Below are 26,303 nucleotides of genomic sequence, written 5' to 3' on the forward strand. Positions count from 1 at the left end.
ATGGCCGCCACTCGACCAGGTGATATTCCACGTGATCGCATTGCTCAGGCTATTAACACCCTGCCCACTCAGGTTGCGGGCTCCCGGGCGGGTAGCGATAGCGGCGGTGAGGAGAGCGCGGGAGGGGCGGCGTCGTCGGCCTTAGGGAAGGCAAGCGATGCGGAACATTCCGGTGGCGGCGACCAAGGCGGCTCTGGCAACTCGGAGGCCAGCCGCGGCGCGGATTCAAGTAGCGGCGGGGATTTCGGGGTGAAGCTGCTGCACGCGGCGGCGCTCCTCACCATCGTATGCGTGGGCCTCTACCTCATTCACGATTTTGTGGGGCCGGTGTTCCTGGCCCTCACCCTGGTGCTGACGGTGCGCCCGGTGCATCGCCTGCTGCTGCGCCATCACGTGCCGCGGTGGCTCTCCGGCACGTTGACCGTCTCCATTATTGTGGTGGTGCTCCTCGCGGTGGTGGGTTTGACGGCGTGGTCGCTGGCCGGGCTGCCGCGCACCCTCATGAGCTACGAAGATAAATTCACCCAGCTCTTCCAAGACACCATGACCTGGCTGGAAAGCCTGGGGCTGAGCACCGATCAGCTCAGCCAGCGCCTGGGCGACGTGCTCAATATGGACACGATTATTTCGCTGCTCAGCCAAGCATCCGGGGCGCTTATGAGCGTGGGCAGCCTCATGTTCGTGCTGGCGCTCGCGATTTTCTTTATCACGATTGACACTCTTTCCGTGCCGGCGCGTGCCCATATTGTGCGCGATCACGACCCGGATCTGTACCGCGCCCTGGCCTCCTTCGAGGGCCGGGTGCGCCAATACTGGCTGGTGGCCACGCTTTTCGGGTTGCTGGTCTCCACCCTCAATTATTTCGTGATGATGTGGCTGGGGATTCCGCTGGCGCTGGCCTGGGCGCTGTGGACCTTCGTCACCAATTACATTCCGAATATTGGTTTTATCCTTGGCGTGATCCCGCCGGCGCTCATGGGGCTGGTGGATAGCGGGCCGGCCACCGCGCTGTGGATTCTGGTGATTTTCACTTTCCTCAATGTCACGATTCAGGGCGTGCTGCAGCCGAAGATCGTGGGGGATGCGGTGGGCTTGTCCACCACCGTGACCTTCCTATCGCTCCTGTTCTGGGCGGTGGTGCTCGGGCCACTCGGAACTATTCTTGCTGTTCCGCTCACCCTGTTTGTCAAGGCGATTTTCGTGGATTCGTCGTCGCGTTCGCGCTGGGTGGAGGCTTTCCTGGTGCCCGAATCGAATGCGAAAACCCGGGCGGAACGCGGCATTTACGATCTTGATGAGCCGGTGCGGGAGATCTACCGGGATTTCACCTCGCGGGATTCCGAGGTGCGGACCAAGATGCGTGACCTGCGGAAGATTTCGCGGCGTCGTAAGAAAGGGATCCGCGGGTAGCTGCGGCTCCGGTGCCGCGCAATTGCGCTTCGGCGCGGGGCGGCGCGGTTCGACGCGGGGCGGCGGGCCGCAAGCGCCACGGGTAGCTTGGACCACGCGGGTTAGCCACGAGCGCGTGACCTGAGGCAGACTAGATACGCGGCGCGACCACGCGCCGGTAGGGAGTAACGATGGCTGGAACGCGAACGGGTCGGACACAGAAGGGGCGCGCACGCACGCAAGCGGGGCGCAATGCCGCTCCCGCGGGGCGCGCCGGTGCGCGTCAGACCGAGGCACGCCGGGGCGGAGGGCGGCAGGGCGGAATGCGGCAGGGCGGAACGCGCCGCAAGCGCTCGATATGGAACTACCCGCGCCGCGGCAAAGGGCCGATTCACCGCTGGATTCCCTCGTGGCGTTTCGTGCTCGGGCTCTTCTTCACCCTGGGCTTCGGCGGCCTGGTTGCCCTGGTGACCCTCTACATTTTCCTGCCCGTGCCCAGCCCCGATGACGTTGCGACCGCGGAAAAAACCACTCTCTACTACCGCGATGGCAGCACCGAATTGGGCAGCATGTACGAGGTGAACCGCACTCCGGTCCCTCTGGAAACCCTGCCGGATTACGTGGGGAATGCGGTGGTTGCTTCCGAAGACCGCACCTTCTACTCCAATTCCGGGATTGACCTGGGTGGCATCGCGCGCGCCGTCGTTAATAATATTCGCGGTGGGGCGCGGCAGGGCGGCTCCACCCTCACCCAGCAGTACGTCGAAAATTACTACCTGGGCACCACCACCGATTACATCGGCAAGGTGAAAGAAGCCGTGCTCGCGGTCAAGGTGGACCGCAATTCGTCCAAACAGGACATTCTGGAAAACTACCTCAATACCATTTACTTCGGGCGCGGGGCCTACGGGATTGAAAGCGCGGCCCAGAACTACTTCGGGATTCCCGCCGCGCAACTGAGCCTGGACCAGGCCGCGCTGCTCACCGCGGTTATTCCCGCGCCTTCCGCCTGGGATCCGGCGGTCGACCCGGAGCGGGCCGCGCAGCGCTTCGACCGGGTTATTAACCGCATGCTTGAGGACGGCTATATCACCGCCGAGCAGGCCGCGGCCGCCACCATGCCCGCGACCATCGACTACGTTGCCGCCAAACAATTCAGCGGCACGAACGGGTATCTTTTGGCCGCTGCTCAGCAGGAGCTCATCGCCACGGAGAAGTTCACCGAGGACAGCCTCAACCGGGGCGGCTATACGATTGTCACCACAATTGACCCGACCATGCAGCAGGCCGCGGTCGACGTCGTCAATGCGCTCCCCAAGGACCGCCCGGAGAATAATTACGTCGGGATGCTTTCCGCGGATCCTTCCACCGGCGGTATTTACGCGATGTACGCCGGTGCGGACTACCAGGAACGCCAGCGCAATACCGTCACCCAGGATCGCGCCCAGGCCGGATCGACCTTCAAGCCCTTCGGCGCGCTCGCGGCCCTCAAGCAGGGCAAATCCATCGACGGCACCTATTACAATTCCCCCGCGGAACTAAAAATTGGCGATATCACCATCAGTAATTTCGACGACGCCAATATGGGCACGATCAATATGCGCACCGCCACCGCGAACTCGGTGAATACCTACTACGCGCAGCTCAACGAGGAAGTGGGGCCGCGCAATACCCGCGCCGCCGCGATTGAAGCCGGGATCCCGGAAACTACGCCGGGCCTGGATAATTCCCTCACGAATGTGCTCGGCTCGGCCTCGCCCACCAATAAGGAGCTCACCCAGGCCTTCGCCGGTTTCGCGAACCGCGGGGTGAGTGTGCCCCTGCATCTGGTCAGCGAGGTGCGCGACGCGCAGGGCACCGTGGTGTACCGCGCGGATACCGCCGGCAAGCGGGTGCTCGATCAGCGCGTTGCCGATAATCTCAACGAGCTGCTCCAGGAGCCCACCGGCCCGCGCGGGACCGCGGATCGGGCCGGGCGCCTCGGCTTCCAGGTAGCCGGGAAAACCGGCACCTCCACGGATCTGAAATCCGCGTGGTTCGTGGGCTACAACCCGAAGATTATTACCACGGTCAATATGTTCCAGATCGGGCCGAACGGTGAGGAAGAATCGCTGGGCGGCTGGGGTGCCTACCCGTGGGGTATCGGCGGGAACGGCTACCCGGTGGATATGTGGGTGGACTTCATGAAGGCCGTGACGGGCGAGATGGATCTGCCGAAGTTCCCCGAACCGGAACTGATTGGGGACAAGCGCCCCAGTTACCGCCCCACGCGCCCCGAACCGGTGGAAGAAGTAACGACGACGCCAGAACCGAGCGCGGAGCCCACCGAGCAGCCAGCGCCGGCCACCCAGGAGCCGGAGCCCGAACCGAGCGCAACAGTGCCCCCGGAGCTGCAGCCCACCCGGATGCCCGCCCCGCCCACGGAAACCATCCCGCTGCCCACCGAGCCGGCCGAACGCGAGCGCGTTCCCGGCGCGGTTGGTTAGGAGCGGGCTAGTGGGTTCCCGGAGCGGGCTAGTGGGCTAGTTCGCTCCGCACTCTCGAAGTGTGAGCCACCCGCGTTTTAGACTGGATCCATGAAGATCTATCCCTTCTGGGCGCGGGAAAGCGCCCCGGTATCTACCACCTCGGGGCCGGCCACGGTGGCGCAATGGGGCTGGTCCGCGAACTCGGAAGAGGAAGCGCACAAAGTCGCGTGGGCGCGGCTGCATCGCCTTGTTGATCGCATTGCCGAACTCGGTCATTTTCCCCGCGAACGCCAAGCCCGCGCGGAATACTACCCGGGCACCCCGCTGCGCGAAGAAATCCTCGCCGTGCTCAGTGAAACAAACGGCACCCCCACCTGCGCGATCACCCGGAACCGCTACGGAGCCGAAGTCCTCAACACCGCCGATATCCTCATCGCGGACGTGGACGTTCCCGAATTAGAAGAAGCGGCCCGCGCCCGCGGCCGTAACCGGGCTGGCGGAAGGTCGGCCGGCTCCAGCAAACCCGGCTTTTTCGCTCGGCTTTTCGGTTTCGGCGCGAAGAAGCAGAAGCGGCCCACCGGATCGGCTTTTGATCCCGCACCGGAACCGGCATCGACTACCGCATTGCCCGCAGCACCTGATCCCGCCTCCATCCCGGGGCTCATCACCGAAACGGCGCCGGTACGCCAGTACATGATCGAAGCCGAGCTCATCGCCTTTGACCGCATCGAACACTTCGCGCGCCTCAATGCGGCCTGGCCGATTTTCGTTTACCGCACCTTCAAAGGCTTCCGCGTCATCGTGGCGGTGGAGGGCATCGCCGCGGACTCCGGGGAAGCGCAGATGATCCTCAACCAGCTCGGTTCCGACCCGCTCTATATGCGCCTGTGCCGGGTGTACGAATCCTACCGGGCGCGCCTGACCGCCAAACCCTGGCGAGTCGGGATGGCGGCGCCGGCCGTGCGCTGGCCCGAGTACGATGCGTCGTCGGCGCTATGCGATCCGGTTGCGCGCGAGAAAATGCAACGATGGTTGGAACAGTACGACGACGCCCGCGCCGGCCACGCCACCACGCGCTTCCTTGCTGCGTTCGGGCCCGCTCCTACCGGGCGTGCCGCCCAGGTGGTGGAGCTGCACGCGCGTGTGACCGGAGCGGAGTCCGGCCTACCGCTGGCCTAAAGCTGGTTCACCGGGTGCCCCAAGTTGGGCCTGCCGCGTGCCTGCGGCCTACCTGAACGGTGACCTAAAGCTGGAGGGTGCCCGCCCACTGGTTGGCCACGGTATCGAGGTAGCCGAGGTGGTCGTCGAAGAGGCCGGCGTACCTTTCGGTCATCTCCAGGGTGATGGTTCCCACCAGTTCCGTCCACGCGCGGATTACGGAGACGATGAGGCCGTCGGGCAGTTCGCCCAGTTCCGCGTCGAGGGAGCCGAAGGTCATGCGGATCCGCCACAGGTCCACCCCGAGCGCGCGGGTTTCCGGGCCGGTCAGGGCCTTATTGCGCCCGCCTTTCGCGATGCGAGCCAATTCGAGGGGCACGCGCAGGGCAGCGGCCGTGGTCATTTCCGGATTGGAAAAATCAATGGCGCTGGCACCGTAAATAAGGGAGAAGCGATTCGGGTAATCGAGGGCCCAGGTGTGGGCGGCGCGCCAGGCCGCCACCCAGCGTTCCCGCCCCGATATTTTCTGGTCTGCTGCCCGGCGCATCGCCCCGGCCAGGTCGCGGTAGGATTCGGCCGCCAGCGCGGTGAGGAGTTCTTCGCGGGAGCGCACGTGGCGGTAGGGAGCACCCGGGGAAAGCTCAAGGGAACGAGCAATCGCGCGCATGGAAAGCTGTTCGGCACCGGCGCGGTCAAGCTGCGCGCGGGCCGCATCCAGCAGCTTTTCCCGCGTGGTGGGTGCTTCACCTTCACTCATAGCCCGCTCCTATGCTTGTGCCCGGTAGGCCGCCTCAATCGCGGTGGAGCGACCTGGGGAGCGACCTAGAGAAAGTCTACCGGTCACCTCCCGGTTTCGGCCGGGATTCTCACGGAAATACGGGCGAAAAGGCGTGGGCCGCTCCATATTTAACCATCTGGAAAACAGTGCCCGTACCGGCTAGACTGAGGGACTGACCTATCTGTTCGCGGGCGTAAGCATGCGAACGGGCGGGTCAACGCATAACCCTTCTGCCGCGGACGGACCGCGGCCGTTTAGACCAGAGGAGGTGGGTAGACATGCGTGAATACGAGATGATGATCATCCTTTCTCCGAACGTTGACGAACGTAATCTGTCGACCAACGTTCAGAAGCTGCTCCAGGTTGTCCCCAATGAGGGCGGCGAACTGGAAAAGGTCGATATTTGGGGCCGCCGGAAGCTTGCTTATGACATTAACAAGCACTCGGAGGGCATTTACGTCGTCGTCGATATGAAGGCGACTCCCGCAACCGCCAGCGAACTTGACCGCCAGCTCAGCCTCAATGAGGATGTGCTCCGCATCAAGCTCCTGCGTCGCGACGAAAAGTAAACGTACCACCAGCGTAAGAACCGAATCTGAGAAAACAACGGGGTAAAAGGAGCGATTATGGCAAACGAACCGGTCATTACGATCGTCGGTAACCTCACCGCCGATCCGGAAATGCGTTTCACGTCAGGTGGTGTGGCGGTCGCGAGCTTCACGGTTGCTTCCACCCCGCGCAAGCGCAATGCCCAAACTGACCAGTGGGAAGATGGCGAGCCAATGTTCGTGCGGTGCTCGGCGTGGCGTGACTACGCGGAGAATGTCGCCGAATCGCTGTCCAAGGGCATGCGCGTGCTGGTAACGGGCCGGCTCACGGTCAATCGTTACCAGACCCAGAACGGGGAACAGCGCGAAGGTCTGGAACTTCAGGTTGATGAAATTGGGCCCTCGCTGCGTTACGCGAAGGCTCAGGTTACGAAAACCAGCGGCGGCGGTAATTACAACCGCGGCAACCAGGGTGGCTACGGCCAGAACCCGGGCGGGCAGGGCGCGCCAGGCGGCCAGGGCGGGCAGGGCTCCTACGGGGGTCAGGCCAGCTACAACGCTCCGCAGGGCGGCTCGGCTTACGATCCGTGGAGCCAGCAGCCGCAAGCCCCGCAGGGCGGTTCCGCTTTCGACGATATGCCCCCGTTCTAAATTTTCGTCTAGATTTACGTTCTAGATTTTCGGGACTACGCACACACCCATAAGTGACATTTTGGCTCGGGCAACCGCCCCGCACCGCGCCGCGCACTGTAACGCGCGGTATTCGCGGGAATTGCGCTAGGCACGAGTCGCAGCAACATTAGGAGAAAACTATGGCGAAGGGACATCTTCGCAAGCCGTTGAAGCGGAAGACCGCTCCGGTGAAGGCCATCAAGGTCGGCAATATTGACTACAAGGACACCGCTACGCTGCGCAAGTTCATTTCGGACCGCGGCAAGATCCGCGCCCGCCGCGTGACCGGTGTGAACGTTCAGGAGCAGCGCAAGATCGCCAAGGCGATTAAGAACGCCCGTGAGATGGCTCTGCTTCCCTACTCGAGCAACGCTCGCTAAGGAGGCACATAATGAAGCTCATTCTTACGCACGACGTCGAACGCCTCGGCACCGCCGGTGATGTTGTCACCGTCAAGGACGGCTACGGCCGTAACTACCTGCTGCCGCGCGGCTACGCCACTCCGTGGACCAAGGGCGCCCAGAAGCAGATCGACCAGATGGCCGAAGCACGCCGCAAGCGCTCCATCACCGATCTGGAAGCCGCGCACGCGCTGCGCGATGCGCTCAACGAAGCCGTGGTGCAGGTGAAGAAGGCCGCCGGTGAAAACGGCCGCCTCTTCGGCGCGGTGACCTCCAAGGACATCGCCGAAGCCGCCACCGAAACCGTGGGCAAGCCGGTGGACAAGCGTTGGATCACGCTTGCCTCCCCGATCAAGTCCCTGGGCAGCTACACCGCTAAGGTGCGGGTGCATGAGGATGTCACGGCATCCCTCCAGGTGGATGTGCTGCGCGCACCCAAGAAGTAATAGTAAGTTAGCAGGCCGCGGATCCCTCGTGGACGGCACGGCTGATAGCTGATTGATAAAACGCGAAGGCGGGGGAGAACCTTTATGGTCTCCCCCGCCTTTATGCTGCCCGCGCTAGCTGCGGGGGCGCCGCACTAGCTCCCCAGCTGCACCCATTTTTCCCCGCGTACCCGCAGGTACATGGGCAGCGCCCGGGCGCTCATACACACCCCGGCATAGCCGATCCACAGCCAGATGAATCCCGTCTGCCCGGACGTCCATTCCAGCAGCCCGAGCACCATCGGCCCATACAGGGCGAGGGGGATAAACATCATCCACGCGAGGGTCTTAAGGTCGCCCGCGCCAATGAGCACGCCGTCGAGAATAAATGCCACTGAGGCGATGGGGAAAAATACCGCAATGACGAGGAGGCCCCAGAAAGCCAGCCAGCGCACGTCCCCTGCGGTGCTCATGATGCGCACGATCAGCGGCGAGGCGAGAACGGTAGCCGCGCCCAGCATCGCGCCGACGCTCATGCCGCGGCTCAGGCAGCGCCCGAGCACCGTTCGCAGGCGCGATTCGTCGCCGGCCCCGGAGGCTTGGCCCACGAGGATTTGCGCGGCCATGGCGAGGGCGTCCAGTCCGTAGGAAGCGAAATTCCAGATGGTCATGGTGATTTGGTTCGCGGCCAGCGCCTCGGTGCCGAGTTGGGTCGCCCCGGTTATTTGCAGCAGGATCAGCACGCGCAGCACCGCGGAACGCACGATGAGGGGAACGGAATCGTGGAGGGCGCGTAGCACCCCCACTCCACGCGGAGCGAGCGGCGCGTGGTGCTCGCGCGCATGATGTACGACGACGCCGGTAAGGACCACACCCATGACCGTTTGCGCCGCCGCCGTACCTATTCCGGCACCCGCCAGGCCCAGCCCGGCCGGGTAGATGAAAACGAAGTTGAGGGGGATATTGACGAGTGCCCCGAGCACCGAAACTTTGAAGGGTGTGGTGGTGTTCCCGAGCCCGCGCAGGGTTCCGGTGGCGGCCAGGACCACGAGCATGCCGGGCAGTCCCGCGGCGGAAAAACGCAGGTAGCGTGCACCTTCGGCGATAACGACTCCCTCGGCGCCGAACAGCGCGAGGATATGGGGTGCCCAGATGGCCAAGATCGCTCCGAGTAGCACGCCCAGCGTTCCGGCGAGCCACAGGCCGTCCATGCCCTGGGAGAGGGCGGCTTTCATGCGGCCGGCTCCCACGTAGCGGGCGGTGGCGGAGGTGGTGGCGTAGGCGAGGAAAATGCATAGCCCCACGAGGGTGGTGAGGATGGTGGAAGCGAGGGCGAGGCCGGCGAGCGGCCCGGTGCCCAGGTGGCCCACCATCACGGTATCCGTGGCGACAAGGAGAGGCTCGGCCAGCAGGGAGCCGAGGGAGGGCAGGGCCAGGCGCGCGATCTCACGGTCAATGGCGTGCTTGGTAGTGGGGGTGTTGCGGTCCCCAGCGGGGCCGTCAGGATGCTTCTCGGGTGTCGTCACGTCCGCTAGCTTAGCCGAGTCGTACCCGGGCGAGCCTACTTGAGGAAAGCCTCAACGTGAGTGACGTCACGTAGTTAAGATGTGGAGAACTTTCCCGAAGAATATCCACAGTTGTGGACAAACTTGGGGACGGGATGGCGGGGATTTCCCCCACTCCATCCACAGCTGTGGATGAATCTGGGCATAAATGGTGAACAATCCCCAAGCTATCCACAGTTTGTCCACTGGTTATGCACGGATCCACCGGCGTGTTTACACATCCGCACAGGAGAATTAACTTGAAATTCACCTCGTAAACGCGTTACGAAAGCCAGTGGAGATCTATCGCCGAGAAAGGGAAGCTATGTCCGTCGTCAATAACGGTGCGAAGATGCAGGGGTCATCTTTCGAACGTACCCCTCCCCAAAACCTCTCGGCGGAACAATCTGTTTTGGGTGGAATGCTGCTCTCCAAAGATGCCATTGCCGATGTGGTGACGGTGCTGACCGCCGATGATTTTTACCATCCCTCAAACGCCACGGTCTTCACGGTCATCCTGGAGCTTTTCGGGCGCGGGGAGCCGGCCGATGCCATTACCGTGGGTGCGGAGCTGAAGAAACGCGGGGATCTTGAGCGGATCGGCGGACTGCCATATCTGCACACCCTGGTTGCTTCGGTGCCCACGGCTGCGAATGCCGGTTATTACGCGAATATTGTGCGCGAACAATCCCAGCTGCGCGGATTGGTGGAAGTGGGTACCCGCATCGCCCAGCTCGGCTACACCACGGACGGCGCGGATGTTATGGGCCTCATTAATATGGCCCAATCGGAAGTGTTTTCCCTCGGGCAGTCGCGTGAGGCCACGGATTACGCCACGATGGCGGAAATCGTTCCTGGGCTTTTGGATGAGCTGGAGAAGAACGCGGAACGCGCGGGCAAATTAGAGGGCGTGGCCACCGGGTTCATTGACCTGGACGCCAAACTCAACGGCCTGCGTGCCGGCCAGATGATTATTGTGGCGGCCCGCCCGGGCGCTGGTAAGTCCACTCTTGCGATGGATTTTTGCCGGCAGGCAGCCATCCATGATCAGCAACCGGTGGTCTACTTCTCCTTGGAAATGAACCGCACGGAGCTGTCCATGCGTTTGCTCGCTGCTGAAGCGGGAGTTTTCCAAGACCGCATGATTAAAGGTGAGATGACGCAGCAGGATTGGGACAGAGTCGCTGGCGCCGTCGAACGTATTTCTACCGCGCCGCTTATTGTGGATGACTCGCCGAATCTCACCCTGCCGGAAATTCGCGCGAAATCGCGGCGTCTCAAGCAGCAGCACGATATTCAGATGATTGTGATCGACTACCTCCAGCTCTTGGCTTCGGCCGGGAAGGTTCCCGAATCGCGCCAGCAGGAAGTCTCGGAGTTTTCGCGTTCGATTAAGTTGCTCGCTAAGGAATTGGAAATTCCTATTATTGCGGTGGCGCAGCTCAACCGTGATTCGGAAAAGCGTAATGACAAGCGCCCCCAGGTGGCTGACCTGCGTGAATCAGGTTCGCTGGAGCAGGATGCCGACGTCGTCCTTCTTATCCACCGCGATGATATGTACCATCAGGATTCGGAGAAGGCCGGCCTGGCGGAAGTCATTATTGGCAAGCAGCGTTCCGGGCCTACCGGCACCGTAGAAGTGGCCTTCCAGGGCCATTACGCGCGTTTCGCGAACCTCGCGGATAACAACTAAATAAATGGATTGGTTGGCATGGTGTGCGGAGCGCTTTGAAATTTACTGAGTTGAGTTTCCTCGACTCGTGCAAAGCGCTCCGCACTACTTGAGGGGTTATGCTACATCGTCGCCCTTGTCCCTTTTCTTCCTCCGGAATATTCCGTCTGTTGCCAGGAAGAAAAACAGAGAGAACAGGGCGCCCAGCGCCATGCGCGCTTCTTTGATGATGAATCCAAAAGGTACGAGGATTGCTAGGAGCACATATCCAACCTTTTTCATACGCTCAAGAAATTCCATCAGTCAAAGCACCCTCTTTTAATGTCTGCGAATCCTGTCAGTTCGTCGATTACCGCCTTCATGGCTCCGCCTAGTGTTTCCATTGCTTCAAGGCTGAAACCGTGCTTACTGATGGTGCTCACTACTTTCCTTACGCCACCTGCGGCGTCAATAGCTTTTTTGAGTTTCATAATCTTGGCAGGGGCGACCAGTGTTGAGGCAATGGTCTTCGTGATTGCGAAGGTGCAAGACCAGAAGCTGCTTTTCGCGTTGTATAGATACCCCGGGTAGTTTTTCTCGACCCATGCAGTTATTGCAGGACTTCCTTGGAGAATCACTTCATCCGGAATGGACATAATGAGATTCAGACCATCTGTAAGCTCCTGCTCGTTGAAGGGAATATAGTTTTGTTCACTGACACTATGGGTAGTAGTTGAATTTGATAGTGTTTCCACTTTATCTTGTTCAGCTGCGTTTGCTGTAACTACTGTTGATAGAGACAAGGCTAATACGCACACGCCAACAATCGTGCTGCGGATAGTCTTAGTGACTTTCATTTCGTCTCCTTAGTATTGTGGAATCTGCGTTGATTCCGTTGGGGATGAAGTGATTCTTTTATCTCGCGGCAACTTAAGCGTATTTGGTGATCTTGTCTAGGCGATAGTCCTAGATTGTCTATATGGCTTTTTTATTGTGAAACAGTTACAATACGCGCTACCAATAATTTAGAAGATAAGCCGGAACAGCAAACATCCTTACACTACGGGGCACTTCCCCCGCGGGCGCCGGATGGATGCCGGCGCTGCTACGGTGGAAGTGCCCCGCGCGAGGAGCTGGTTTAGCTACGCCAACTCAAGGCTGTCCCGCACCGCGGCCAGCAGCCGGCAGACGCGCGCCTGCGGGAGCGGCTCGGAGGAGAGCTGGTTCTCCACGTAGGAGAAGGAGATTCCGGTGCCCGGGTCCGCGAAGGAAAGGCAGCCGCCGCGCCCGTTGTGCCCGAAGCTGCCGCGGGAGAGCATGGGTTCGCGCTGGCTGCCCAGCTGGAAGACCAGCCCGTAGCGGGAGGTCGAATCGCACAGGACTTCGTCGAAGCCTTCGGCGCGGGTGGCCGAGACCGCGGTAATGAGCTCGGCGTCGTAGCGCGCATAGCGCCCGTCGCAGAACATCGCGTAAAGGGTCGCCAAGGAGAGCGCATCGGCATGCCCGTTGATAGAAGGCATTTCCGCATCGAGGAAATGCGGGTCGGTAATGGCCGAATCGGTATCCTTCGGGGATTGGTAGGCGTAGGAGGTTGTGGAGTTCGGGTCGGCCTGGGCCTGGCGCAGCGCCCCGCCCCAGCCTTGGGTGCGCGGGCCCCAGAAATGCTTGGCGATGCGCGAGCGCTCGGATTCGGGGCAGCCGATCCACACGGAAAGGTTGAGGGGTGCGCGGAAGTTCTCTTCCAGGTAGTGCTTGGGGGTGAGGCCGGAAACTCGCCGTACCAGCTCCCCGGCCAGATAGCCCATGGAGAGCGCATGGTAGCCGTGTTTGGTGCCCGGCTCCCAGCGCGGAGCCTGGGCGGCGAGCTCGGAAGTAATAAGATCCCAATCGAAGAGCGCGCTCGCGGGCAGGATATGGTCAAAACCGGGCAGGCCGGCGGAGTGGCTGGCCAGCTGGCTCACCCGAATATCTTCCTTGCCGTTGGCAGCAAATTCGGGCCAGTACTCGGCCACGCGCGCGTCCGGATCAATGAGCCCGCGCGCCACGCAGTCCGCGAAGCAAATCCCGGTCAGGCCCTTCGTTTGCGAGAAAATAAGCTGCACCGCGTTATCCGGGTAGGGCGTACGCTCCGCGATCGGGTCTTCAACGACGGCGCCATCGGCCACGCCGCCCCCGGTATTTGCACCGGCGGGCGGGTTCCAGCCCCCGTAAATATTGACCACGGGTTCGCCGTGCCAGAGCACCGCGATTTGCCCGCCGCGATCCTGGTTGGTGGCGATGGAGGCGGCGAAAGCGTCCACCACCCGTGCGAATTCCGGGGCGTAGGAGCCGCGGATGGAATCGCGCGCCTGCGTGAATGTTGTCATGGATTCCTCCTTGAGTGCGCCGAGGGTACGGACTCTCCCTCGGCAAGGTCCATATACGGGTGCGCGCTGGCTAGCTGCTCACGCATCCGGGAAAAGTAATACTCCTGAAATTCCAGCGCTTCAATCCACAGGCGTTGCGCACTGCGGGTGGCGCAGCGGTAGTGGCGTTCACGCCCCAGGCGCGCCAGGTATCCGTCAATAAAATCGAGCTGCTCCGGCAGCGGCATGGCGTCCATATTGTGATACAGCAGGGTGTCGTGGATGCGGTAGACGCTGAAACGGTCCACGTTATCGCAGTCCCCGACCGAGCGCGCGAGCACGCTGGCCTCCGCCGGATATTCGCGCTGGCCGCGATATTCGGGGGAGTCTTCCGGATATTCGCTGCGGCCATCGGTATGCATAGCGATGCCTTGGCAGATCTCCACAACTTCCAGTTCCGGCATGCCCAGGCTTTCCAAAAAGGGGCGCACGATCCGCGCGCCGGCCCGCCCGTGATCTACCGGCCGCGCGGAATCAAATTTCCCGATGTCGTGCAGGAGGCAGGCAATTTCGAGGGTATCTACCGCCAGACCTTCGGACATCGCGACCCCGCGCCCGATGGCCGCGACCCGTAAACAGTGTTCATAGCGGTAGCGGCGGGCGCGCGCGCTGGCCGGGGCGCCTTCCAGGTGCTCGCGCAGGAACGCGAGGGCTGGGCGCAGGTACGGATTCGTTGTCACGTTTCTATTGTGGCACGCCGTGCCAGCTTCCTTCCGTACTTAAGTGTTACGACGACGCCGCTTACGCACTCGGCGCGCCACCACCCGCGCCAGGTAAATCCCCACCGCGCCTAATTCCCAGACGAGGGCTTTCGGGGTGGTGGCCGGCGCGAGGCTGGCCCCGCGCATCACGGGCGTGAACCCGAATTTCACCGCGAAGTACCGGGCCCGCGGAACGTGCTGCCAGGAGGTCACGATAACCGCGGCGATGGTGCCATCCGAGAGCAGGCCGGGAACCGGGTCTCGCCCGCGGAGCAGCGCGGCGCAATCTCCCATATTTTCTTCGGTGGTGCGCGAGTGGCTTTCCGCGATGAGCGCGCTGCGCGGCACCCCGCGGGCGGCGAGCCAGGCGGCCATAACTTGGGCTTCGCTGGGCACGCCGGGTGAGGCCCGCCCGCCCGAGCAGATGAGGGCGGGGTGTGCCCCGCGTGAGCGCGCGTAGCGATATTCGGCCAGGGCCCGCGCGAGGCGGCGTTTCAAACTCCCGCTGGGCAGGTAACCCAGGCGGGTGTGCACGATCCGGCCGCCCAGCACAATAATGACCGGGACGGCCGGATCGATGCCGGGCATGGCCTAGTCCTGATCCCGGTAAGCGCCCTGCCACACGGTGGCGAAGGGGGTATTGGCTTCCACGCGGGCCTTAATACCGGCGGTCACCATATCCTTGGCACGCTGCACGGCTTCGTGGATCTCCACGCCCTTGGCTAGTTCCGCGGTGATGGCGGCGGCCAGGGTGCAGCCGGCCCCCGAGACGCGTTCTTCACCGATCTTCGGGGCGCGGTAAACAGTGGCCTTTTCGCCATCCCAGAGCACATCCACGGCATCCGGGCCGGGGAAATCAATCCCGCCCTTGACCACCACGTTCTTCGGGCCGAGCTCACCGATACGCTTGGCGGCTTCGATGAGGTCATCTTCGGTTTCCAGCGCATCCAGGCCGGAGAGGGTGCGGGCCTCAAAATTATTCGGGGTGGTGACGGTGGCGAAGGGGAGGATCTTGGTGCGCAGCGCATTATCGGTATCCAGCGCCTGGCCCGGTTCCTGACCCTTGCAGATAAGAACCGGATCAACCACCACATTGTCCCATTCCTGGGAAGCGAGCCCGGCGCGCACCGCCTCAATGGTATCCGGGTGGCCGAGCATGCCGACCTTCGCGGTGCGAATATTCTGGGATCGCAGCGCGGCTTCCATCTGGGCGCTAATCACTTCCGGAGGGACGGGCACGAAGCGATGGTTCCAGTTATTATTCGGGTCGAATGACACGATACACGTGAGCGTGCCCATGCCGTACACCCCGAGCTGCTGGAAGGTTTTCAAATCAACTTGGAATCCAGCACCGCCGGTAGCTTCAGACCCGGCGATGGTGTATGCAAAATACATTCCGCTCCTTTTCCTTACGGGTTCCTGGCACGGTGACGTTCACCTGATATTGCGCCCCGATCCACCGGGGCGTGACCTGCCTTTCACCACTTCTATGCTAGCGAAGGGCTACGACATATTTTTTGGACGTTTTATGCGCTGGACACCAGCACCCCGGCATTAGCCCAGCTCAGCGGCTATTCCCCGTTGCGCCGGAAGGTATCGGGATGGCGCCCGGTGCGCCCGGCTTCGAAACGATCCATATTGTCGATCTCCTCGGCTTCTTCTTTGAGGAGAGTGAAATCGAGGCAGGCCAGGTTTTCAGCCAGGTGCGCGGCGGAGGACGCCCCGGGGAAGACGATCCTCCCGCGCGAGAGGTGCCAGAGCAATACCAGTTGGGCAACGGTGCATCCCTTAGCGGCCGCCAGCTCGGCAAGCACGGCGTCGTCGTTCACAGCGCCGCGCGCCAGCGGCGCCCACGCTTCCACGCGAATCCCGGTGTCGGTGCAGTACTGCGTGACCTCGGCGTTCTGGAAATAGGGGTGCGCTTCGATTTGATTGACCGCGGGCTGGATCTGCGCGGCGAAACGCAGCGCCTCGAGGTGGTGACGCTCGAAATTGGACACGCCAATTGCGCGGGCGCGCCCGTCGGCCACGAATTCCTCCATGACCTGGTACGCCTCCACGTAATCGCCGCTGAGCATGGGCCAGTGGATGAGGAAAAGATCAACGTAATCGGTGCCGAGCTCCGCGAGCGAGCGCGCGAACGTTTCCCGCACGGCGCGCGGGGCGTGGTTGGGATTATCGAGTTTCGTGACGAGGAAAATTTCTTCGCGCTCCACGCCGGATTCCGCGATTGCCCGGCCGACCGCGGCTTCGTTGCCGTACATTTGCGCGGTGTCGATATGCCGGTAGCCCATGGCGAGCGCCTCGCGCACGGACCGGCGCGCGGTGGTGTCGTCCATGCGGTAGGTGCCGATGCCCAGTTGCGGAATCCAGTGGCCGGAATTGAGGGGAAGAAGCGGGATTGTTGCCATGGCTCTATTCTTGCAGAAGGTACGACGGCGCAGCTGTGGCACGTGCGCGTGTGGCCGTGCAGGTGGCTCTACAGCAGTTCCCAGGTAGCATGTGGATCGCGCGGGGATTTGCCATTCCAGCGGAGCACACCGGCATCTCGCAACAGGTTGAGGTGGCGGAGCACGGTGGGGCGGGCAAGGTCCACAAGCTCGGTGATTTGCCCGGTTCCCAGCGGTTGCTGAGCCAGGCGCAAGGCGTCGAGAATCGCGCGGCCGCTCGGCCCGATTTGCCGCATGATTTCTTCTGGAATTGCGTTGCTGGCCAGCAGGGTGAGGTGTACGGCCTCGGATAATTGCACGTAAAGCGGTTCGGCCAGCCCGGCCCGGCGGGTTTCTTCGAAAATACGCCGGATGCCTTCGCCCAGCTCCTGAGTGATACCCATATCGAAGAAAACTCGGGCAATGCGCGGATTGCGGGCCTTGCGGCCAATTTTTTCCGGATGGGAAATATCAACCAGACCGGGAAAACGCCCGGGGCTGGTGAATTCAATCCGGTTCGGAAAAATCTCCACTCGAATATGGTCGCCCGCGATTCCATAGGAGCGGTGGACCACGGCATTGACCAGGCCTTCCAGCCATGCCTCACGCGGAATAATCGGCACATCGGCAAATGTGCCCGCATCGGTGAGTCGGCGGTGCCCCGGCAGGAATTCTTCAATAATGCGGCTGGCTTCCGTAATTTGCTGCGGGAGGGAGCCGCCTATCCGAATATCTTTCCCGGCTTCTACGTTCTGGAAACGCCCGGCGCCGCGCTCGTTATCGGAATATTTGACCACCCGCACGTAGGCGTTCGGAAAAACCTGCTGCGGATTTTTTGCGAAAAGAAGGTAGCCGGCTACCCGAAGCTGGCCATCACGATCAATGAGGTCGCGGGCGCGTAGCGCATTGGTTCCCGAGGATGAGCTGAGGAGGGCGCGGTAAGTTTCCAATTGTTCTTCGTCGAGATCATCCAGCTCTCCGCCGGGAACGGGAGCGCCATCAAAGCCAACGAAACCACGATCCCATTCAAGCTCCTGGCGTTGCCGGAAAGTGAGTTTTCGTGTCTCGTCCCCGATTCGTTGGAAACAATCACCCTTATTAGTTTCGTGAACATCGCGGCTAGGAGGAACGCTTAGGAGCATTATCCATCCGCCCTCGATAGCTATGTCATCAATAACAATCCGGACCCGCGGATTGGTAAAGTCGATGGCTACCTGCCGGATCGCATTAGCGGCTTTATCGGAAACCGGCGCCAGAGATCCGTTGTGGAGACCGACGGCGATAACGCCGCCCTCCGCATTCGCCATGCCAACGATAGTTTCCGCAAGATCCTTGGGCTGAATGGATCCGCTTTTTCGTTCGTACCACTGGTCTTCTGGCAAACGAAGGAGCTCTTCCACGGCTTCATGAACCGGAAGAGTGAGAAGGCTTTCCATACTCCGCTGCAGCATGCATCTACTCTAACATTGTTAGAGTAGCTTTAGAGTAGCTTCGGGAGACCCCGAGAAAACGTTGCTATGGCGCGGATTTCTACTCTCACCCCGGATGTTAGAGTACTTTAGAGTAGATGTGAGAGTAGCGCGAATAGTTACTGGGAAGCCACCCGGCGCCCGGGTGGCTTAGCCACAGCTCAGAGCGAGTCGATGGCATTTTTGGCGGTGACCAAATCCGCGCCGGTGCGCTCGCGGTAAGCCTTGATGGCCTCGACCGTGCGCCCGCTGGCGGCCAAAGCGCGTTCTTCAGCGCTGACCCCGTAGTCAGCTGCGGCGTCGTCGCCCGAAATAGTGCCCAACCGCGCCCGCAACTGCGCGATAACCGCGTGCAGGCGTTTATTTTCCTTTCGCAAGCGCTCAATTTCCGCAGCCTGATCGAACCACTTACCCACAGTTCCTCCTTGAACGTGCCGCCTTCGCATTTGCCGTACATATTTATTATTCCATTTTCGCAGCGGATGCAGCCTAGCAGAAATGAGAGCTACCGTACAGCCGGCGAGAACGGCCCCTCGCTCGGGTAATCTTCACGGTATGAGCGCGGTTACCTATCGTTTTCAGGGTTATACATTCATCGAGCACCGCATCCAGGTGCCCCTTGATTATTTTGGTGCGTTCACTCAGCTGGCCCCGGACGATACCATCGCCCACGTTCCCGCTACCATCACGGTGTTCGCGCGGGAAATTGTGCGGGCTGGCCGTGAGGATGCGCCGCGGCTGGTGTATCTGGAAGGCGGGCCAGGCCACGCGGCACCGCGCCCGGCGGGGCTGAGCGGCTGGCAGGATCTGCTGCTCAACCACTATCGCCTCGTCCTGCTCGACGAACGCGGCACTGGAAATTCGTATCCGCTCGATTCGCTCACTATTACCGCGGCCGGCAGTCCCGCCGCCCAGGCTGCGCTGCTGTCCTGTTTCCGCCAGGATTCTATTGTGAACGACGCCGAACACCTGCGCCGCCACCTCCAAGGCGATGAACCGTGGAGCGTGCTGGGGCAAAGTTTCGGGGGTTTTGCCGCGGTATCCTATCTCTCCCACGCGCCCGCGGGGCTGCGCGAAGTCATGATCACCGGCGGGCTGCCCAGTTTGGATAGCGGCCCGCAAGCCGTATACCGGCAGACCTTCCCGCGCCTGGCCGCCCGGCACCGCGCCTACTTCGAGCGCTACCCGAATGACGAAGATACCGCCTGGTATATCGCCACCCACCTGGCGGACGTGGAAGAAATCCTGCCCACCGGGGAGCGCCTCACCCCGGCGCGGTTCCGCCAGCTCGGCCAGCGCCTCGGCTTCACCTACGGTTTCGAGCAGCTCCACTACCTACTCGAAGACCCGGTCTGGTCCTTCCGCGGGCAACGCCGGCTGCGCCCCGCCTTCCTCCAGCGGGTGGGCGAAGCGGTGTCCGCCGCGCGCGCCCCGCTCTATTTCGCGCTCCAAGAAGCCATATATGCGCAATCGGGCACCGGCCCGCTGGCCTGGGCCGCGCACCGGGTGCGCGGGGAATTCCCCGAATTTGCTATCCCCGCGCTCGCGATGGGCGGGGTCGGTGAAACTGATCTGCGCAAGGAAGGGCTGGGCTTCCGCTTCTCCGGGGAGAGCGTTTTCCCCTGGCAATTCGAGCAGGACCCGGCGTTGCTCCCGCTGCGCGGGGCCGCCAATGAGCTGGCCTTCCGCACCTCCTGGCACGATCTGTATCGCCCGGATGTGCTGGGCGGCAACCAGGTGCCGGTGGCCGCGTGGATTTTCCGCGAGGATATGTACGTGCCGGCCGATCTCTCCCTGGAAACCGCCGGGCGCATCCGCGGCCTGACCGCGCTGGTCAGCAATGACTACCAGCACGATGCGCTGGGCCGCGATCCGCATACCGTGATTGACGCGCTGCTCGAGGCCGTGCACCGGGAGCGGTAAGCGGTAGCGCTGGTGGCGCCGGCAGCTACTCGGTAATCCCCACCCCGCCGGTTTCCCGATTCATCCGAATCGCAAAAGCGCGCGCTTCTTCCAGGTCGATGCCGTTGAGGAGGTGGGCGCGGGCGGCGGCGTCGTCCTCCGCGCGCAAACGCGGCACCGAGCGCTTCGATCCGTTCCTCCCCACAAAATCGCGGTAAAACTCGCGCAGAATATCCATATCCGCCTCGACGTCGCCGGAGAGATAAAGGTGCTTCCACCACCCGTAAGTTTTGGTGCGCGAATCAATGAAGCCGAGGGTGATGGGCATGCGTCCGGCCAGGCCCATGCGGTAAAAACCGGATTTCCAGTACTGAACGTCCTTCCGGGTGCCTTCCGGGGCGAGCGCCACGCAGAATTCCTCGCTGCGTTCGGCCTGCTCCAGCAGCGACCCCACGATTCCGCTGGGGTGGTTGCGATCCACCGAAATTCCGCCGACGGCGCGCACGATCGCCCCCAGCACCGGGGCCTGCACTAGCGAATTTTTGACCAGGAATTTCATGGAGCGCCCGTAGCTCCAAAACGCGACAATATCGTAAATACCATCCCAATTAGAGGAATGCGGGGCGCCGATGAGGATCGTTTTTGGCGCGATGGGTTCGTGCACAAAGGTCCAACGGGAGCAGGCGCGGAAAATGCGCGCGGCGGCGCTACGGAATGCCATGGGGGTCCTTTCGCGGAGGGTGGCGTCTGGCCGGTATTGTACTCGCTTCTTGCGCGGGGCTTTTAAGTACGACGGCGCAGTACCGGCCCGCGCGCACCTCGGCAGCGCGGGCGCGGTGGCCACGGTGCCGGCACAGAAACCGCCCGCGGAATCAGCACCGGCCACGCGCCAAGCCCTAGATAAAGAAACGGAATTCGGGCGAGCCGGGTTCGACCTTGTGAATATCAATCCCGGAGCGGTCCATGCGATCCAGCAGGTCAGCCAGGTTTTCCGGGTGTTGAATATCGATACCCACCAGCGCCGGGCCGGTCTCGCGATTGGTTTTCTTCGTGTATTCGAAGTACACGATGTCTTCATCGGCCACGAGCACGCGGTCGAGGAATTCCTTGAGGGCCCCGGGTTTCTGGGCGAAGGTCACCAGGAAGTAGTGGCGCAGCCCCTCGTAGACCATGGAGCGTTCCAAAATATCGGCGTAGCGGGAGACGTCATTATTCCCACCCGAAATTACCGCGATGAGCGGGCGCGGAGTGGTGGCGGGAGCGGCGCCACTGCCGGAGAAGGCGGCGTCGTCGTTCCCATTAACGGCGCCGGTGCCCGCGCCCCCGGTACCGGTGCCCGCGGTGCCGGCACTAGCCCCCACGCGGGTTTCGACCAGGGTGTTCAGGCGCCCCACCGCGGCCGGGGCGAGCGCGCCGGAAGGCTCGGCAATAATGCCGTCCACCTGGTAGAGCTCAAGCATTTCGGTACACAGCGCGCCTTCGGGCACGGTGATGAAGCCGTCCACCAGGTCGCGCGCCGCGGCGTAGGTGAGGTCCCCCACGCGCGCCACCGCGGTGCCATCCGCGAAATTATCAACGGAATCCAGCGTGACCGGCCCGCCCGCGGCCAGCGCGGCCTGCATAGACGCAGCTCCGGTGGGCTCCACCCCGATCACGCGGGTGCGCGGATGGGTATTTTTCACCCAGATCGCGGTGCCGGCCAGCAGCCCGCCGCCGCCCACCGGCACCAGCACCGCCTCGGGTTCCAGCCCGCTTTGCTCCACGCACTGCTCGAAAGCTTCGGCGATCACGGTGCCCTGACCGGCGATAATCGGGGCGGCGTCGAAAGGATGCACAAAGGTCGCACCGTGCGCAGAGGCGTACGCCAGGGCGGCGCCGGCTGCGGCGTCGAACGTAGGCCCGCCAATAATCTGTTCCACCCACGCGCCCCCGATATCGCGGATCCGTTCGCGTTTCTGGCGCGGCGTGGTGGCGGGCAGGAAAATCTTGCCGTGAATCCGCAGGTGATTGCAGGCGTAAGCCACGCCCTGCGCGTGATTGCCGGCCGATGCGCACACCACGCCGGCGGCGCGTTCCTTCTCCCCGAGCGCGTGAATCGCGTTGTATGCCCCGCGGACTTTATAGCTGCGCCCGACCTGCGTATCCTCGCGTTTGAGGTAAACGGGCCGGCCGAGGGCGGCGCTGAGGCGCTCGGATAGCTGCAGCGGGGTGCGGCGCACCGTGCCCGCGAGGGTGCGGGCGGCTGCGGCGATGAGCTCGGGTGAAGGTAATTCAGTCATCCTCCTATTGTGCCGGGATGCGGGCGCGATGGCGTGGCTGTTTCACCACGTGGGTGCGCGCGTCTACGATGGAAGCATGATGGAACCCGGCCACGGCTCTGGCATCGACGCGGATGCCGATTTCGAATTCGAACGCAAATTCCTGGTGCGCGAACTGCCCGACGACGTCGCCGAGCACGCCTCCACCCAGGTCATCATCCAGGCTTACACTTTCGCGCAGGACGGCTACGCGGTGCGGGTGCGGGTACGTTTCCCCGATGCTTTCGTACCTTTTGATGAGTTCGACGACGCCGCCGACTTCCGCGGTGGTTACGAACGGCGTGCGCTCGCGCGGATGCTGGGGGCGGGATGCCCGGCGAGCGCCTCGGTGGCGGTGAAATCGCCGGTGGTCAGCGCGGAACGCTACGAGAAGGAAATGGAAATTGATACCGATGTGGCCGTACAGATTCTGCGGCGCTCGGTGGATCTGGTCCTCAAAAATCGTTTCTCCCTGTGGATCGATGAGGACGGCTGGGAATTCGATGCTTTTGGCGGGCAAAACGCGGGGTTGATTATCGCGGAAGTGGAGCGGCGCGCGCCGGTGGTGGACCTGAAAATTCCGGATTTTTGCGCCACCGAAGTTTCCGACGATCTGCGGTTCACCAATGACCATCTTTCCAAGGACCCGTGGATGCAATGGGGTGCGGCCTATATGGAGGAGCTGGATGCGCGCGGGCCGCATTTCCTGGATTTGCGCGCGCCTCAGCAGCGCGAACGCGAGGGCGAAGGGGCGTGAGCGCGCTATTTCCTGAGCGGAAGTAGCATTGCTTATTTCAGTTCCGGTATCGCGCACTGAAAACGAAGCCCACGGGGCATGTAGGCGTGGGCGCATGGTCGGAATATCGTTGAATTGCCGTTGAATGTGAGTAATGGCACGGCTGAGGGTGGCTCAAAACGCAAGCTTTGTTGCGCATGCGTTTAGACTTATACAAGTACTCACTCGTTGTTACATTAACGGACCTGTGTCGCCATATTGGCGTGCACACCACGGCATGCGTATCACTCAACCTGAGGTGAGCGGGTTGCTTGATCCTGCCGTTGAGGGGCGGCGTGCAAACGCCGCCCCTCTCAGCTTTCTACAAATAGAAGCTATGTAAAACTTGATCTAATGGGTTTTACAGCAGGGTTTGTTTTCCGAATAAAGACTCTAATACCATGTTGCGAGCCTTTTCTTTAACACTGCTATAAGAAGCGCCACTCTTCCCAACCCGTTGCGGATCCCACTCGGCCATTTCAATGATTGGCTTGAGGGTACCGATAAGTTCTTTGAGATTGTCTGGATTTCCGTAGAAATCAGTAGGGGAAAGAATCCATTCAAGGATTTGCTTTTTATTATCTACTTTGATGAGGGATTGGAGGCTGAATACCACGGGCATAAGATAACCCAATGGTGGAACTTCATACGGAACCTCTTCCCCGGAGAATAGTGTCTGGTTGTTTGTTTTGCTGGTTTTCTTCACTGCGGAAATACGTCCGAAAGCGCCGTTATTAGCGTTGTATGCTGATCGAAAACCCTTATAGATGAGATCGTAACAAGCTAAAACTTCGTTCACCATTTTTAGTGCGGACTTTAGGTATGTATCGACAATAGTGCGGCCTGTGCCATCCGGAGTTTTCTCGGTGGCGCCATCCGCTTCAATGAGCAAAGTGAATCTTTTTAGCGCTTCTGCCTTGTATGAGTAGGCGGTAGTTCCAGGTAGTGGGGATACTCCGTAGTTGGAAAGTGTAGGGATCACGCCTAGCGTGACCCAGGAAAGTGCGATTAAAAATCGGGGATCCAGGCGACCGTTGTCGTTCGTGCGCCAAGCGACTTCGCTGGTAATTTTCTCAGGAAGTTCGGTCTTGAGTACGTCAAAAACGCCCCTTTGATTTGCAACCGCCTCGGCGGCAAGCTGTGCGTTCTGATTTCTATTGGCGCATATGCCGGGAATCAGCTCATTAAAAACTGACGGACTATCCACGTTAGTGTCTAGATCTGAAGGGCTGATGATTTCAACCGGAATTAGTGCATCAAGAGTGGGTGTCGACGGCTCTGCTTTCAAAGCTTCAATCTCCGAGGAGTTGCGGTTCCAGCACTCTTTAAGGTCATGCCAAACTTTAACCTTGTTGATTTCTTTTTCGGGGATACCGGCTTCGGTCAATAACGCTATTCCAATTGCTAGAAGGTTATGTCCGCCATCAAGCACTCCCTCACGGTGGCGACATTTAAACTCTAACTGATAGCGACTCCGGTCGCGCTCGACGACTTCTCCGGCACCAATGAGTAAACCTTTTGAATAGAAAGGCATCATTGATGGGTTAGTCAGAAGAGTCTCGAGGATATCCTTGGTGATACTGTTTCGCTTCGAGTGTCGTGGGTTAGCTTCCAGACTTTCGTTCGTAATCAGTCCGATGAGACCGCGCATCTTTACGAATCCGGTGATTCGACGCAATACGCCGATGTGTGAATCTGCAACGTGTTCGATTTTAAGAACTACGGGGGTGTGAGGGGAGGACATCGTATTCACTTCCTTATGTTGAGGTATTAACAGAAATCCCGATGCGAAGAACTGATATGCGGTACGCATCGGAGTTTCCGAAGTTACCCTCGGAAGTCACGCAGGTTTCCACTGCGTTCGTCCACTATCCATCCGGATAGTTCAGCCCCGTTTCGAGATCCGGCCCATGAAATCTGGTAGACCTAATGTGGCCGGTAATGACTATCTTGAGGCATTAACGCCAAGAATGCAACACTCTATATTGTGATATGAAATACAAAATAGATCATTAGAGCTTGTGTGGGTGTTCGGATGGAGCTGCAAAGGTGGACGTATAGTCATCTCCCATGTCCGTCGGTGCGTTCCAGATATTTTCGAGCGGTGCAAGGCTCTTCAGATTCCTTTTCAACGCATATAGAGTTTGTTTTATGAGCGAAAGCAGCGATCGACAGTTCAGCGCAATCTACACGTCTGAGCCTCAGCTCACTCGAGCTTTGGCCGCGGAAATTCGCAATGCGCCACGAGTTGTAGAGCAGTATTTCTCGAAACTACTTAATTGCAATCTAGGTGAGCTTGTGGATGTTGGCTGTGAGAAGGAACAACGCGTTGATGTGAAGCTCACTTTTAAAAGCTCAACCGAAGAGATTAGCTTAGCTATTGAAGCCAAGATTGACCATTTCCTAAGCGAAGATCAGATCTCGCGCGAACGTGAAGTATGTAATTATTTGATATTGCTTGTGTTAGAGGAAAATGACGCTGTGGATTATAGGGACAAAGTCGATGGTGTTATTACATGGTCGGATATTCTCGGAAGGTTCACTGAACCGCGACTGTTGATTTCTGATGTGTACGCAATCCCCGCTCAGAAGGTCCAGGTTGAGCGAAAACTCCATGACGCATTAGAGGGGAGGAGGATTCCCGGATGGGAATTCAAGGTAGAGCGTGGAAATGCGGGGATGCCGGCGATAACGATCTACAGTCCGTTTCACAGTAATGGAAGTCAACTGTGCGGACAGATACAAGTTATCGGGCGCTCGATGCCGAAAGATCTTGATGATGTAAAGCTGGAGTTTTACGTGGGAACCAAAGTGTCTGAGACTGAAGAATGTTACCCAGATCCGGAATTGGGAATTGAGCCTCAGTGGGTCACAAACGCGAGAGTTTTGTATGACAGGGTTCTTGAAGGGGATCCGGGGAAGTTCGACCTCAAGGCTACTAATCACCACAGTTCATCTAAGAAAGGATTGGGCCCTAGGCGCCAACAGATTACCAAGAAGTATTTTCCTAATCATCCCTGGCTTGCCAGGGGGTATATTACCGACTCTTTGGGTGTAAGAAGCTATCCCCGGCCTATCGATGAAGTTCGAGAGCTTGCGGACGATGCAATACGGCTATTTACGAGCTGGTTCGCCGCGCTCGGGGAGAGTGCCTCACCTGAGTTGTAAACCCAGCTTTTATCAATAGTGTTGTCGCTGTCAGTAACGATAGGATTTTCCTTGCCAAGGATGGTCAAAAGTATTCTTTATGTTGATTGGCTTTGACGAGAAAAGTTCTGCTGCCCTGTTCCT

25 protein-coding genes are annotated in these 26,303 nt (G+C 60.6%); 11 read left to right on the plus strand and 14 right to left on the minus strand.

Annotation, left to right across the window (positions count from 1 at the left end):
- From CZ322_RS03100 to CZ322_RS03110, 3 genes are all read left to right on the plus strand, one after another.
- Nucleotides 1-1,410 carry an AI-2E family transporter gene (locus tag CZ322_RS03100; protein ID WP_087070172.1) on the plus strand — a complete coding sequence of 470 codons (1,410 nt, stop codon included), beginning with the start codon at nt 1-3 and terminating at the stop codon, nt 1,408-1,410.
- A 302-nt stretch (nt 1,411-1,712) separates the two neighbouring features.
- Complete coding sequence (locus CZ322_RS03105) at nt 1,713-3,875, plus strand: transglycosylase domain-containing protein (protein ID WP_234984439.1); 2,163 nt, start codon at nt 1,713-1,715, stop codon at nt 3,873-3,875.
- Between the two features lie 90 nt (nt 3,876-3,965).
- The gene (locus tag CZ322_RS03110) at nt 3,966-5,036 is read left to right on the plus strand and encodes a hypothetical protein (RefSeq protein WP_087070174.1); all 1,071 of its coding nucleotides are present in this window, start codon (nt 3,966-3,968) and stop codon (nt 5,034-5,036) included.
- Between the two features lie 64 nt (nt 5,037-5,100).
- Here CZ322_RS03110 and CZ322_RS03115 read toward each other — a convergent pair whose 3' ends face one another.
- On the minus strand, nt 5,101-5,772 hold the full coding sequence (locus tag CZ322_RS03115; protein WP_087070175.1) for a TetR/AcrR family transcriptional regulator: 672 nt from the start codon (nt 5,770-5,772) through the stop codon (nt 5,101-5,103).
- A gap of 299 nt (nt 5,773-6,071) precedes the next feature.
- Between CZ322_RS03115 and rpsF the strand changes: the two genes are divergently transcribed.
- From rpsF to rplI, 4 genes are all read left to right on the plus strand, one after another.
- Nucleotides 6,072-6,362: a 30S ribosomal protein S6 gene (rpsF, locus tag CZ322_RS03120; protein WP_026428896.1), complete on the plus strand. Its 291-nt coding sequence runs from the start codon at nt 6,072-6,074 to the stop codon at nt 6,360-6,362.
- A 57-nt stretch (nt 6,363-6,419) separates the two neighbouring features.
- Nucleotides 6,420-6,992, plus strand: a complete 573-nt coding sequence (locus tag CZ322_RS03125; RefSeq protein ID WP_087070176.1) for a single-stranded DNA-binding protein — start codon at nt 6,420-6,422, stop codon at nt 6,990-6,992.
- Nucleotides 6,993-7,153: 161 nt separating this feature from the next.
- Nucleotides 7,154-7,393, plus strand: coding sequence for a 30S ribosomal protein S18 (gene rpsR, locus CZ322_RS03130; protein WP_016442031.1), 240 nt, complete (start codon nt 7,154-7,156; stop codon nt 7,391-7,393).
- Between the two features lie 11 nt (nt 7,394-7,404).
- Nucleotides 7,405-7,860 carry a 50S ribosomal protein L9 gene (gene rplI / locus CZ322_RS03135; protein WP_016442030.1) on the plus strand — a complete coding sequence of 152 codons (456 nt, stop codon included), beginning with the start codon at nt 7,405-7,407 and terminating at the stop codon, nt 7,858-7,860.
- A 134-nt stretch (nt 7,861-7,994) separates the two neighbouring features.
- On the opposite strand, the gene CZ322_RS03140 is transcribed toward rplI, so the two are convergent.
- Complete coding sequence (locus CZ322_RS03140) at nt 7,995-9,365, minus strand: MATE family efflux transporter (RefSeq protein WP_087070177.1); 1,371 nt, start codon at nt 9,363-9,365, stop codon at nt 7,995-7,997.
- 343 nt (nt 9,366-9,708) lie between these two features.
- Here CZ322_RS03140 and dnaB point away from each other — a divergent pair, with 343 nt between their 5' ends.
- On the plus strand, nt 9,709-11,076 hold the full coding sequence (gene dnaB, locus CZ322_RS03145; protein ID WP_087070178.1) for a replicative DNA helicase: 1,368 nt from the start codon (nt 9,709-9,711) through the stop codon (nt 11,074-11,076).
- Between the two features lie 96 nt (nt 11,077-11,172).
- On the opposite strand, the gene CZ322_RS03150 is transcribed toward dnaB, so the two are convergent.
- From CZ322_RS03150 to CZ322_RS03190, 9 genes are all read right to left on the minus strand, one after another.
- Nucleotides 11,173-11,337 carry a hypothetical protein gene (locus CZ322_RS03150; RefSeq protein WP_180948690.1) on the minus strand — a complete coding sequence of 55 codons (165 nt, stop codon included), beginning with the start codon at nt 11,335-11,337 and terminating at the stop codon, nt 11,173-11,175.
- 17 nt (nt 11,338-11,354) lie between these two features.
- Nucleotides 11,355-11,891: a hypothetical protein gene (locus CZ322_RS03155; RefSeq protein ID WP_087070180.1), complete on the minus strand. Its 537-nt coding sequence runs from the start codon at nt 11,889-11,891 to the stop codon at nt 11,355-11,357.
- A 285-nt stretch (nt 11,892-12,176) separates the two neighbouring features.
- A complete protein-coding gene (locus CZ322_RS03160; protein ID WP_087070181.1) occupies nt 12,177-13,400 on the minus strand; it encodes a serine hydrolase domain-containing protein in 1,224 nt (407 codons plus the stop codon).
- Entirely contained in the window at nt 13,397-14,119 is a 723-nt protein-coding gene (locus CZ322_RS03165) for an HD domain-containing protein (protein WP_087070182.1), read from the minus strand. The genes CZ322_RS03160 and CZ322_RS03165 overlap by 4 nt, the downstream gene beginning before the upstream one ends.
- Before the next feature lie 39 nt (nt 14,120-14,158).
- Entirely contained in the window at nt 14,159-14,728 is a 570-nt protein-coding gene (locus tag CZ322_RS03170; RefSeq protein WP_087070183.1) for a YdcF family protein, read from the minus strand.
- A gap of 3 nt (nt 14,729-14,731) precedes the next feature.
- A complete protein-coding gene (gene thiD / locus CZ322_RS03175; RefSeq protein WP_087070184.1) occupies nt 14,732-15,535 on the minus strand; it encodes a bifunctional hydroxymethylpyrimidine kinase/phosphomethylpyrimidine kinase in 804 nt (267 codons plus the stop codon).
- 176 nt (nt 15,536-15,711) lie between these two features.
- The gene (locus tag CZ322_RS03180; RefSeq protein ID WP_087070185.1) at nt 15,712-16,551 is read right to left on the minus strand and encodes an aldo/keto reductase; all 840 of its coding nucleotides are present in this window, start codon (nt 16,549-16,551) and stop codon (nt 15,712-15,714) included.
- Between the two features lie 68 nt (nt 16,552-16,619).
- The gene (locus tag CZ322_RS03185) at nt 16,620-18,020 is read right to left on the minus strand and encodes an ATP-binding protein (protein WP_200807163.1); all 1,401 of its coding nucleotides are present in this window, start codon (nt 18,018-18,020) and stop codon (nt 16,620-16,622) included.
- Between the two features lie 179 nt (nt 18,021-18,199).
- Nucleotides 18,200-18,454, minus strand: coding sequence for a hypothetical protein (locus CZ322_RS03190; RefSeq protein WP_087070187.1), 255 nt, complete (start codon nt 18,452-18,454; stop codon nt 18,200-18,202).
- 139 nt (nt 18,455-18,593) lie between these two features.
- Between CZ322_RS03190 and CZ322_RS03195 the strand changes: the two genes are divergently transcribed.
- Nucleotides 18,594-19,961, plus strand: coding sequence for an alpha/beta fold hydrolase (locus CZ322_RS03195; protein ID WP_087070188.1), 1,368 nt, complete (start codon nt 18,594-18,596; stop codon nt 19,959-19,961).
- 25 nt (nt 19,962-19,986) lie between these two features.
- Here CZ322_RS03195 and CZ322_RS03200 read toward each other — a convergent pair whose 3' ends face one another.
- Together CZ322_RS03200 and CZ322_RS03205 are read right to left on the minus strand one after the other, a co-directional pair.
- The gene (locus tag CZ322_RS03200; protein ID WP_087070189.1) at nt 19,987-20,661 is read right to left on the minus strand and encodes a 1-acyl-sn-glycerol-3-phosphate acyltransferase; all 675 of its coding nucleotides are present in this window, start codon (nt 20,659-20,661) and stop codon (nt 19,987-19,989) included.
- 175 nt (nt 20,662-20,836) lie between these two features.
- Nucleotides 20,837-22,219 carry a pyridoxal-phosphate dependent enzyme gene (locus CZ322_RS03205; RefSeq protein WP_087070190.1) on the minus strand — a complete coding sequence of 461 codons (1,383 nt, stop codon included), beginning with the start codon at nt 22,217-22,219 and terminating at the stop codon, nt 20,837-20,839.
- Nucleotides 22,220-22,295: 76 nt separating this feature from the next.
- On the opposite strand from CZ322_RS03205, the gene CZ322_RS03210 reads away from it, so the two are divergent.
- Nucleotides 22,296-22,994, plus strand: coding sequence for a CYTH domain-containing protein (locus tag CZ322_RS03210; protein WP_234984440.1), 699 nt, complete (start codon nt 22,296-22,298; stop codon nt 22,992-22,994).
- 379 nt (nt 22,995-23,373) lie between these two features.
- Here CZ322_RS03210 and CZ322_RS09835 read toward each other — a convergent pair whose 3' ends face one another.
- Entirely contained in the window at nt 23,374-24,756 is a 1,383-nt protein-coding gene (locus CZ322_RS09835; RefSeq protein WP_143231829.1) for a hypothetical protein, read from the minus strand.
- 407 nt (nt 24,757-25,163) lie between these two features.
- Between CZ322_RS09835 and CZ322_RS03220 the strand changes: the two genes are divergently transcribed.
- Entirely contained in the window at nt 25,164-26,180 is a 1,017-nt protein-coding gene (locus CZ322_RS03220; RefSeq protein WP_143231830.1) for a hypothetical protein, read from the plus strand.
- The last annotated feature ends 123 nt before the right edge of the window (nt 26,181-26,303 follow it).

It is taken from the genome of Actinotignum timonense (assembly GCF_900155575.1).
In the GTDB taxonomy this organism is placed as follows: domain Bacteria; phylum Actinomycetota; class Actinomycetes; order Actinomycetales; family Actinomycetaceae; genus Actinotignum; species Actinotignum timonense.

Coding starts and splice junctions, on each gene's coding strand:
- CZ322_RS03100 (WP_087070172.1), top strand. CDS start 1: ATGGCCGCCACTCGACCAGGTGATATTCCACGTGATCGCATTGCTCAG.
- CZ322_RS03105 (WP_234984439.1), top strand. CDS start 1,713: ATGCGGCAGGGCGGAACGCGCCGCAAGCGCTCGATATGGAACTACCCG.
- CZ322_RS03110 (WP_087070174.1), top strand. CDS start 3,966: ATGAAGATCTATCCCTTCTGGGCGCGGGAAAGCGCCCCGGTATCTACC.
- CZ322_RS03115 (WP_087070175.1), bottom strand. CDS start 5,772: ATGAGTGAAGGTGAAGCACCCACCACGCGGGAAAAGCTGCTGGATGCG.
- rpsF (WP_026428896.1), top strand. CDS start 6,072: ATGCGTGAATACGAGATGATGATCATCCTTTCTCCGAACGTTGACGAA.
- CZ322_RS03125 (WP_087070176.1), top strand. CDS start 6,420: ATGGCAAACGAACCGGTCATTACGATCGTCGGTAACCTCACCGCCGAT.
- rpsR (WP_016442031.1), top strand. CDS start 7,154: ATGGCGAAGGGACATCTTCGCAAGCCGTTGAAGCGGAAGACCGCTCCG.
- rplI (WP_016442030.1), top strand. CDS start 7,405: ATGAAGCTCATTCTTACGCACGACGTCGAACGCCTCGGCACCGCCGGT.
- dnaB (WP_087070178.1), top strand. CDS start 9,709: ATGTCCGTCGTCAATAACGGTGCGAAGATGCAGGGGTCATCTTTCGAA.
- CZ322_RS03150 (WP_180948690.1), bottom strand. CDS start 11,337: ATGAAAAAGGTTGGATATGTGCTCCTAGCAATCCTCGTACCTTTTGGA.
- CZ322_RS03155 (WP_087070180.1), bottom strand. CDS start 11,891: ATGAAAGTCACTAAGACTATCCGCAGCACGATTGTTGGCGTGTGCGTA.
- CZ322_RS03160 (WP_087070181.1), bottom strand. CDS start 13,400: ATGACAACATTCACGCAGGCGCGCGATTCCATCCGCGGCTCCTACGCC.
- CZ322_RS03170 (WP_087070183.1), bottom strand. CDS start 14,728: ATGCCCGGCATCGATCCGGCCGTCCCGGTCATTATTGTGCTGGGCGGC.
- thiD (WP_087070184.1), bottom strand. CDS start 15,535: ATGTATTTTGCATACACCATCGCCGGGTCTGAAGCTACCGGCGGTGCT.
- CZ322_RS03180 (WP_087070185.1), bottom strand. CDS start 16,551: ATGGCAACAATCCCGCTTCTTCCCCTCAATTCCGGCCACTGGATTCCG.
- CZ322_RS03185 (WP_200807163.1), bottom strand. CDS start 18,020: ATGCTGCAGCGGAGTATGGAAAGCCTTCTCACTCTTCCGGTTCATGAA.
- CZ322_RS03195 (WP_087070188.1), top strand. CDS start 18,594: ATGAGCGCGGTTACCTATCGTTTTCAGGGTTATACATTCATCGAGCAC.
- CZ322_RS03200 (WP_087070189.1), bottom strand. CDS start 20,661: ATGGCATTCCGTAGCGCCGCCGCGCGCATTTTCCGCGCCTGCTCCCGT.
- CZ322_RS03205 (WP_087070190.1), bottom strand. CDS start 22,219: ATGACTGAATTACCTTCACCCGAGCTCATCGCCGCAGCCGCCCGCACC.
- CZ322_RS03210 (WP_234984440.1), top strand. CDS start 22,296: ATGATGGAACCCGGCCACGGCTCTGGCATCGACGCGGATGCCGATTTC.
- CZ322_RS09835 (WP_143231829.1), bottom strand. CDS start 24,756: ATGTCCTCCCCTCACACCCCCGTAGTTCTTAAAATCGAACACGTTGCA.
- CZ322_RS03220 (WP_143231830.1), top strand. CDS start 25,164: ATGAGCGAAAGCAGCGATCGACAGTTCAGCGCAATCTACACGTCTGAG.